Annotated in this window: 5 protein-coding genes; all 5 read left to right on the top strand. The window is 56.6% G+C overall.

The genetic code is table 11. From position 1 onward, the window contains the following. Nucleotides 1–164: 164 nt before the first annotated feature. A complete protein-coding gene (gene glgB, locus ACLQ7H_RS23745) occupies nt 165–2,348 on the top strand; it encodes a 1,4-alpha-glucan branching protein GlgB (protein WP_411754789.1) in 2,184 nt (727 codons plus the stop codon). Then, nucleotides 2,348–4,333 carry a glycogen debranching protein GlgX gene (gene glgX, locus ACLQ7H_RS23740; RefSeq protein ID WP_411754788.1) on the top strand — a complete coding sequence of 662 codons (1,986 nt, stop codon included), beginning with the start codon at nt 2,348–2,350 and terminating at the stop codon, nt 4,331–4,333. Before glgB ends, glgX begins: the two co-directional genes overlap by 1 nt. A gap of 12 nt (nt 4,334–4,345) precedes the next feature. Next, nucleotides 4,346–5,623 carry a glucose-1-phosphate adenylyltransferase gene (gene glgC / locus ACLQ7H_RS23735; RefSeq protein WP_411754787.1) on the top strand — a complete coding sequence of 426 codons (1,278 nt, stop codon included), beginning with the start codon at nt 4,346–4,348 and terminating at the stop codon, nt 5,621–5,623. 85 nt (nt 5,624–5,708) lie between these two features. Continuing rightward, a complete protein-coding gene (glgA, locus tag ACLQ7H_RS23730; RefSeq protein WP_411754786.1) occupies nt 5,709–7,142 on the top strand; it encodes a glycogen synthase GlgA in 1,434 nt (477 codons plus the stop codon). Between the two features lie 24 nt (nt 7,143–7,166). Next, the coding region (glgP, locus tag ACLQ7H_RS23725; protein ID WP_411754785.1) for a glycogen/starch/alpha-glucan family phosphorylase at nt 7,167–9,121 on the top strand (1,955 nt) is incomplete at its 3' end.

Below are 9,121 nucleotides of genomic sequence, written 5' to 3'. Positions count from 1 at the left end.
TAAGCATAAAGAGCGAAACTGCGAGCATGAAGGCGATCGATTAATCAATAACCGACTGAAATCACGCTTTAGGTAGCAAATGAATTGCATGATAGGTGCAACGGCTGCTTTTTGTTCAGCGTAGCCTTTTTAACAGTCATGCTCTTAATCAAAGGAAGAATGCTATGCCTGTACTTCCCGAACGTGACGTGATCAATCAGCTCATCTCCGGTCACTATGCCGATCCCTTCTCCTTGCTCGGCATGCATGTAACCGAAAACGGACTACAGATTTGTGCGCTGTTGCCGGATGCGGGCAACGTGTGGCTGGTAGAGAGTAAAACCGGTAACCGCCTGGTTCAGCTCAATTGCGATGACGCTCGTGGTTTTTTCAGCGCTCTCGTACCGCGTCGTAAAACCCCTTTCCGCTATCAGCTTGAAGTCAGCTGGCGCGACCATCAACAACTGCTCGAAGACCCTTATCGTTTTGGCACCCTGCTGCAGGATATTGACAGCTGGCTGCTGGCCGAGGGCACCCATCTGCGGCCTTATGAGCGGCTGGGAGCACATCCTGGCTCGTTGGATAATGTGGATGGGGTCAGTTTTGCCGTTTGGGCACCGAATGCCCAGCGCGTGTCGGTAGTGGGGGAATTCAACTTTTGGGATGGCCGGCGTCATCCCATGCGCCTGCGTAGAGAGAATGGAATCTGGGAGCTGTTTTTACCGGGCGTGAAGGCCGGGCAGCTGTATAAATACGAGATTATCGATTGTTACGGCAACGTACAGTTGAAAGCCGATCCTTATGCCTTCGAAGCACAGATGCGACCGGAAACGGCCTCGTTGATCACGCCGCTGCCTGCGGTGGTGGAAAACACGCCGGAAAGGCAGCGGGCCAATGATTTTGACCGTCCGATTTCCATCTACGAAGTGCACCTGGGCTCCTGGCGCCGCCATACCGACAATAATTTCTGGCTCAGCTATCAAGAACTGGCCGAACAGCTAATCCCCTACGTTAAAGATATGGGCTTCACCCATATTGAACTGTTGCCGATCAACGAGCATCCGTTCGACGGCAGCTGGGGCTATCAGCCGTTGGGAATGTATGCGCCAACCCGTCGGTTTGGCACGCCAGAAGAATTCAAAGCTTTTGTCGCTGCGGCTCATGACGCCGGTATCAACGTGATCCTGGATTGGGTGCCGGGGCATTTCCCCAGCGATGCCCATGGTCTGGCCAACTTCGACGGCACCGCACTGTATGAATATGCCGATCCCCGCGAAGGATTCCATCAGGACTGGAACACACTGATCTACAACTATGGTCGCCACGAGGTGCGTAACTACCTGGCGGGCAATGCGTTGTACTGGCTGGAGCGCTTTGGTATCGACGCTCTGCGCGTCGATGCGGTGGCGTCGATGATTTACCGTGATTACAGCCGTGCCGATGGTGAGTGGGTGCCGAACTACTATGGCGGCAATGAGAACCTGGAGGCGATCTCCTTCCTGCGTTACACCAACCAAACGCTGGGCAAAGAGCGGCCAGGGGCGGTGACGTTGGCGGAAGAATCGACCGATTATCCGGGCGTTACGCTGCCGCCAGATGCCAACGGTTTAGGCTTCCACTACAAGTGGGATCTCGGCTGGATGCACGACACGCTGGATTATATGAAGTGCGATCCGGTGCACCGTAAATATCATCACAACCTAATGACCTTCGGCATGCTCTACGCCTATACCGAAAACTTCGTGCTGCCGATCTCGCACGACGAAGTGGTGCATGGCAAAGGCTCGGTGCTGGATCGGATGCCGGGGGATGCCTGGCAGAAATTCGCCAACCTGCGGGCCTATTACGGTTTTATGTGGGCGCACCCGGGCAAAAAACTGCTGTTTATGGGCAGCGAGTTTGCTCAAGGGCGTGAGTGGAATTTTGATAACAGCCTGGACTGGCATCTGCTGGAAGGATTGGACGGTTGGCACCACGGCGTGCAACGGTTGGTACGCGATCTCAACCACTGTTACCAGGAGAATGCGCCGCTGTATGAGCGCGATTATCGCCCAGACGGCTTTGAATGGCTGGTGGTCGACGATCACGAAAACTCGGTATTTGCCTTTGCACGCTACGACTCGCAGGGCAATGAGCTGATTGCCATCAGCAACTTTACCCCGGTGCCGCGCCCTCATTACCGCATTGGCATTGCGCGCGCTGGCGAATATCAGGAGATCCTCAATACCGATTCACACCATTATCACGGCAGCAACGCGGGTAATCAGGGGCGGGTGATATCGCAGCCGATCGGCAGCCACGGTCGTGAACATTCGATCAGCGTGATGGTGCCACCGCTGGCCACGATTTATCTACGACGGGAGGTTTGATGGTAGAGCTGACGCCGGGTCTTGCCGCGCCTTTAGGGGCTTATTACGACGGTAATGGCATCAACTTTACCCTGTTTTCTGCGCATGCCACACAGGTTGAGCTGTGTCTGTTCGATGCGCAATATCGTGAAACACGCCTGCCGTTGCCTGCCCGCAGCGGTGATATCTGGCATGGATATCTGCCAGGGGGCGAGTTGGGGCAGCGTTATGGCTTTCGGGTGCATGGCCCATTTGAGCCGCATCTTGGGTTGCGCTTTAACGCCAACAAGCTCTTGCTCGATCCGGCGGCGCGGGCAGTCGAAGGGCCGGTTGCCGACCATGTGCATTTGCACGGGGGGTACGATCAGCCGGACCAGCAAGACAGCGCCCTGTTGATGCCCAAATGCGTAGTGATCGATGAAAGCTACGACTGGCAGGACGATCGCCCGCCCGCCACTCCGTGGGGCAAAACGGTGATCTACGAAGCCCACGTCCGGGGGCTGACGTTAACGCATCCGGAGATCCCGGCGGTATTGCGTGGCAGCTTTGCCGCTCTTGGCCACCCGGCGATGATTGCCTACTTCAAGCGGTTGGGGATCACGGCTCTTGAGCTCTTGCCGGTGCAGCAGCACACCACGGAGCCGCGTTTGCAACGCCTGGGGCTGATCAATTACTGGGGATATAACGTGCTGGCTCCTTTCGCGCCAGACAACCGTTACAGCAGTTTGAGCACCGGGACGACGCCGCTGCGTGAGTTCCGAGATGCGGTGAAAGCGCTGCACCGGGCGGGGATAGAAGTGATCCTGGACGTGGTGTTCAACCACAGTGCAGAGCTGGATGTTGATGGGCCAACGCTGTCGCTGCGCGGTATCGACAACGTCAGCTACTACTGGCTAACCCCAGACGGTGACTACGATAACCTCACCGGCTGTGGCAATACGCTGCGGCTGGATCAGCCAGCGGGCGTGGCATGGGTGATGGATTGCCTGCGCTTTTGGGTTCGGGAGTGCCATGTCGACGGTTTCCGCTTCGATCTTGGCACCGTGTTAGGCCGTACACCGGCGTTTGACCGCGATGCACCGCTGTTTCAGGCGATGCTGGCGGACGATACTCTGGGGCGCTGCAAACTGATCGCCGAGCCCTGGGACATTGGCCCGGGGGGCTATCAGGTTGGCGCGTTTCCAGGCCGTTTTGCTGAGTGGAATGACCATTTCCGTGACGATATCCGCCGTTTCTGGCTGCGGGGCGATCTGTCACTGGGTCAGTTTGCCCAGCGTTTTGCTGCCTCCAGCGAGGTATTCAACCAACGTGGGCGCGCGCCCTATGTCAGCGTCAATATGCTGACGGCCCACGACGGCTTTACCTTGCAGGATGTAGTGAGTTTCAAGGAGAAACATAACCAGCCTAACGGAGAGGGAAACCGTGATGGCAGTGACCAAAACTTTAGCTGTAACCACGGGGTTGAAGGCCTGATTGCCGACGAAACCGTTTTGCAACGCCGCCAGGCCAGCCAGCGAGCACTGCTTGCCACGCTGCTTCTGGCACAGGGGACACCGATGCTGCTGGCCGGTGATGAGCACGGAAATAGCCAGCAAGGCAACAACAATGCTTACTGTCAGGATAACGCAACCACCTGGCTCGACTGGGCCAATGCGGATGAGTCACTGACCGCATACACCGCCGCGCTGATCCGTTTGCGCCAGCAAATTCCTGCTTTGCAGGCAGACCGCTGGTGGCAGGAGGGAGACGGCAGCGTGCAGTGGTTGAACGCACAGGGGCAGCCGCTCAGTGTGCAACAGTGGGAACAGGGCGATCGCTGCTTGCAGATCCGCCTGTCGCAACGGTGGCTGATGGTGATTAACGCTACCCAGCAGGCCGTTGAAATGACGTTACCCGAGGGTGATTGGCAGGTTGTCGCCCCCTTTACCCAGGAAAATTCGCGGGCGGTTCTACCCGTCTGGTGCCAGGCTGCGCATTCACTTTGCGTGCTGGTAGAGAAAAATTAAAAGGAGTCAGTTATGGTTAAGCACGAAAATAAAGACCCTCTGATGTTGGCCCGCCAACTGCCGAATAAATCCGTTGCCCTGATACTGGCAGGCGGCCGTGGCTCGCGTTTGAAAGATTTAACCTCTACCCGCGCCAAGCCAGCCGTTCATTTTGGTGGTAAGTACCGCATCATCGATTTTGCCATGTCCAATTGCCTGAACTCAGGGATCCGCCGTATGGGGGTGATCACTCAGTATCATTCCCACACGCTGGTGCAGCATATTCAGCGGGGTTGGTCGTTCCTCAACGAAGAGATGAATGAGTTTGTCGATCTGCTGCCTGCCCAGCAGCGTCTCAGTACCGAACACTGGTACAAAGGCACCGCGGATGCGGTTTACCAGAACCTCGACATCATTCGCCGCTATGAGGCGGAATACGTGGTGATCCTGGCGGGCGACCATATTTATAAAATGGATTACTCGCGCATGCTGATCGACCACGTCGAGAAAGGGGCGCAGTGCACGGTGGCCTGTATTCCGGTACCGCGCAAGGAAGCCAGCGAGTTTGGCGTGATGAAGGTAGACGATAACGACCTGATCCTCGAATTCCTGGAGAAGCCAGCCAATCCGCCAGCCATGCCTGGCAACCCGGAGATGTCACTGGCCAGCATGGGCATCTATATTTTCAACGCCAGCTACCTCTTCCAACTGCTGGAAGAGGATATGTCGACCCCTGGCTCCACTCACGATTTCGGTAAGGATCTGATCCCCAAAATTACCGCGCAGGGTGCTGCCTGGGCGCATCCGTTTACCCTTTCCTGTGTGGGATGTGGTCCGGATCTACCCCCGTATTGGCGTGATGTCGGGACCTTGGAAGCCTACTGGCGTGCCAACCTCGATCTGGCCTCGGTGACGCCTGAGCTGGATATGTACGACCGTTCCTGGCCGATCCGCACCTATATGGAGCCGCTGCCACCAGCCAAATTTGTGCAAGACCGTTCCGGCAGCCATGGCATGACCATGAACTCGCTGGTGGCCGGTGGGTGCATTGTTTCCGGCTCGGTGGTGGTGCATTCGGTGCTGTTCTCGAAGGTGCGGGTGAACTCCTTCTGCACTATCGACTCTTCTATACTACTACCCGATGTCAACGTTGGCCGCTCCTGCCGCCTGCGCCGCTGCATTATCGATCGCGCCTGCCATATTCCCGAAGGCATGGTGATTGGTGAAAACGCCGAGGAAGACAGCAAGCGTTTTTACCGTTCGGAAGAGGGCATCGTGCTGGTGACGCGCGAAATGTTGGCAAAACTGTAACCATTCCGGCCAGAACCTTGGGCGTGGCGGCAAGCCACGCCCCTTATCTCCGTAAAGACGTTTTTACCGAATTTCAGGAGTGATAATGCAGGTTTTACACGTATGTTCCGAGATGTTCCCACTGCTTAAAACCGGCGGGCTTGCAGACGTGGTTGGCGCATTACCGACGGCGCAGATTGCCGCAGGAGCTGATGTTCGGGTGCTATTACCGGCTTTTCCTGACGTGCGCAACGGTATCCCGGACACGGTACTGGTTGCCGAGATAGACTCTTTTGCCGGGCGCGTAGGCCTGCGTTATGGCACCTATCATGGCGTGGGCGTTTACCTGATCGATGCCCCCTGGCTGTACGATCGGCCGGGCAGCCCGTACCACGATCAGTCGATGTACGCCTACCCGGACAACCACCGCCGTTTTGCCTTGCTGGGCTGGATGGCCTGCGAGCTGGCGAAGGGGTTGGATCATTACTGGCGGCCAAAACTGGTCCATGCTCACGACTGGCATGCTGGCTTGGCCTGCGCTTATCTGGCGGCTAATGGCCACCCGGCACGCTCGATCTTCACCGTACACAATCTGGCCTATCAGGGGCTATTCTCCGCCCATCATATGGCGGAGCTGTGGTTGCCATCGTCATTCTTGAATATCTATGGCCTGGAGTTTTATGGCCAGATGTCTTTCCTGAAGGCAGGCCTGTACTACGCCGACCATATCACCACCGTCAGCCCGACCTATGCGCGTGAAATTACCCAGCCGGAGTTCGGTTACGGGATGGAAGGGTTGCTCCAGGAGCGGCAGCGGCAGGGGCGGTTGAGCGGCATTCTCAACGGTGTTGATGACAAGATTTGGGACCCGTCACACGATGCGCGCCTGGCGGCACGTTACGACGCCGAAAGCCTGAAAAACAAGGCCAAGAACAAGGTTCATCTGCAAAAAGCCATGGGGCTGCAGGTGGATGAATCGTTGCCGCTGTTTGCAGTGGTCAGTCGTTTGACCAACCAAAAAGGGTTGGATCTGGTGCTGGAAGCCTTGCCAGCCTTGCTGGAACAAGGGGGGCAGTTGGTGCTGCTGGGGGCGGGGGACGCGGTATTGCAGCAGGCTTTCCTGGCCGCGGCGGCCGATTATCCGGAACAGGTCGGCGTGCAGATTGGCTACCACGATGCCTTCTCCCACCGCATTATCGGCGGAGCGGACGTGATCCTGGTGCCCAGCCGCTTTGAGCCTTGCGGGTTAACACAGCTTTATGGCCTGAAATATGGCACATTGCCGCTGGTGCGCCGCACCGGTGGGTTGGCAGATACGGTGGTGGACTGTGCGCTGGAGAACCTGGCCGACGGCACTGCCAGCGGGTTTGTGTTTGATGATTGTGATGCTGTTGCCTTGGGCAATGCCATTCGGCGTGCTCTGGTGCTGTGGAGCAGGCCGAGACATTGGCATCACGTACAACGCCACGCCATGGGTCTGGATTTTGGCTGGCAAGTCGCGGCAAAGGAATATCTGTCGCTTTATCAACGCTTGTTGTAATCACGTACTTGGGATTGAATTACTATGACTTCACCGTTTAGTTACACCTCACCCACGGTCAGTGTTGAAGCGCTGAAACATTCCATCGCCTATAAACTGATGTTTATTGTCGGTAAGGATCCGGCTATCGCCACCCAGCACGACTGGCTTAACGCCGTGCTGTTTGCGGTGCGCGACAGGATGGTGGAACGTTGGTTGCGATCCAATCGCGCCCAGCTTTCGCAAGATGTCCGGCAGGTGTATTACCTGTCGATGGAGTTTCTGCTTGGCCGTACGCTGTCGAATGCGCTGTTATCGATGGGGATTTACCAGGATATTGAGGACGCACTCGATGAGATGGGTCTGAACCTGAGTGAACTGCTTGAGGAAGAGAACGATCCTGGCTTGGGCAATGGCGGCTTGGGGCGTTTGGCTGCCTGCTTCCTGGACTCGTTGGCCACGCTGGCGCTGCCCGGTCGGGGTTACGGTATCCGCTATGAATATGGCATGTTCAAGCAGAATATCGTCGATGGCCAACAGATGGAGTCGCCGGATTATTGGCTGGAATACGGCAACCCGTGGGAATTCCCGCGCCACAATACCCGCTATAAAGTGCGTTTTGGTGGCCGCGTTCAGCAGGAAGGGGCGAAGGCCCGCTGGGTGGAAACCGAAGAGATTATCGCCATTGCCTACGATCAGGTGATCCCGGGCTTTGATACCGATGCCACCAACACGCTGCGTTTGTGGAACGCTCAGGCCAGTAATGAAATCAACCTGGGTAAGTTCAACCAGGGGGATTATTTTGCCGCCGTGGAAGATAAAAACCACTCCGAGAACGTCTCGCGCGTGCTCTATCCCGATGACTCCACCTATTCCGGGCGTGAACTGCGCCTGCGGCAGGAGTATTTTCTGGTTTCAGCCACCACCCAGGACATCCTCAACCGCCATTGGACGATGCACAAAACCTTCGACAATCTGGCGGACAAGATTGCCATCCACCTCAACGATACCCACCCGGTGTTGTCGATCCCGGAACTGATGCACCTGCTGATTGATGAGCACAAATTCAGCTGGCTGGATGCCTGGGAAGTGGTGGAAAAGGTGTTCTCCTATACCAACCACACCTTGATGAGCGAAGCGCTGGAAACCTGGCCGGTCGATATGCTGGGCAAGATCCTGCCGCGTCACCTGCAGCTGATTTTCGAAATCAACGACCATTTCCTCAAGCAGGTACAGCAAGTGGTGCCGGGCGATAATCAATTGCTGGCACGGGTCTCCATCATCGATGAAACCAACGGGCGCAGGGTGCGGATGGCGTGGTTGGCGGTGGTCGCCAGCCATAAGGTGAACGGCGTGTCAGCGCTGCACTCTGAACTGATGGTGCAGTCCCTGTTTGCTGATTTTGCTCGCGTATTCCCCGATCGCTTCTGCAATAAAACCAACGGGGTAACGCCGCGCCGCTGGCTGGGGTTGGCTAACCGGCCGTTATCCAAAGTGCTGGATGACAGCATTGGCCATAACTGGCGTACCGATCTCAGCCAGCTTGGTGAAATCAAAGCGAATGCGGATTACCCGAGCTTCTTGCAGGCCGTACAGGCTGCCAAACGACAGAACAAAGAGCGGCTGGCGGCGTATATCGCGAAAAAGCTCAACGTGGTGGTGAACCCCGACGCGTTATTCGACGTACAGATCAAACGGATCCACGAATATAAGCGGCAACTGCTGAACGTATTGCATGTGATCACGCGTTATAACCGTCTGCTGCAGGATCCCGAGGCCAAACGCGTACCGCGCGTGGTGATCTTCGCGGGTAAAGCGGCTTCTGCCTACTATGCCGCCAAACAGATCATCCGCTTGATCAACGACGTCGCGAAGGTGATCAACAACGATCCGCGAGTGCATGATGATTTGAAGGTGGTGTTTATCCCTAACTACGGGGTGAGCCTGGCCCAGATGATCATTCCGGCGGCCGATCTCTCCGAGCAGATCTCGCTGGCGGG

Source organism: Serratia sp. (in: enterobacteria) (assembly GCF_046715635.1).
In the GTDB taxonomy this organism is placed as follows: Bacteria; Pseudomonadota; Gammaproteobacteria; order Enterobacterales; family Enterobacteriaceae; genus Chania.
This window is presented reverse-complemented; position numbering and strand designations above follow the sequence as displayed.

Excerpts from the sequence above, each read along its gene's own strand:
- glgB (WP_411754789.1), top strand. The coding sequence starts at position 165 with ATGCCTGTACTTCCCGAACGTGACGTGATCAATCAGCTCATCTCCGGT.
- glgX (WP_411754788.1), top strand. The coding sequence starts at position 2,348 with ATGGTAGAGCTGACGCCGGGTCTTGCCGCGCCTTTAGGGGCTTATTAC.
- glgC (WP_411754787.1), top strand. The coding sequence starts at position 4,346 with ATGGTTAAGCACGAAAATAAAGACCCTCTGATGTTGGCCCGCCAACTG.
- glgA (WP_411754786.1), top strand. The coding sequence starts at position 5,709 with ATGCAGGTTTTACACGTATGTTCCGAGATGTTCCCACTGCTTAAAACC.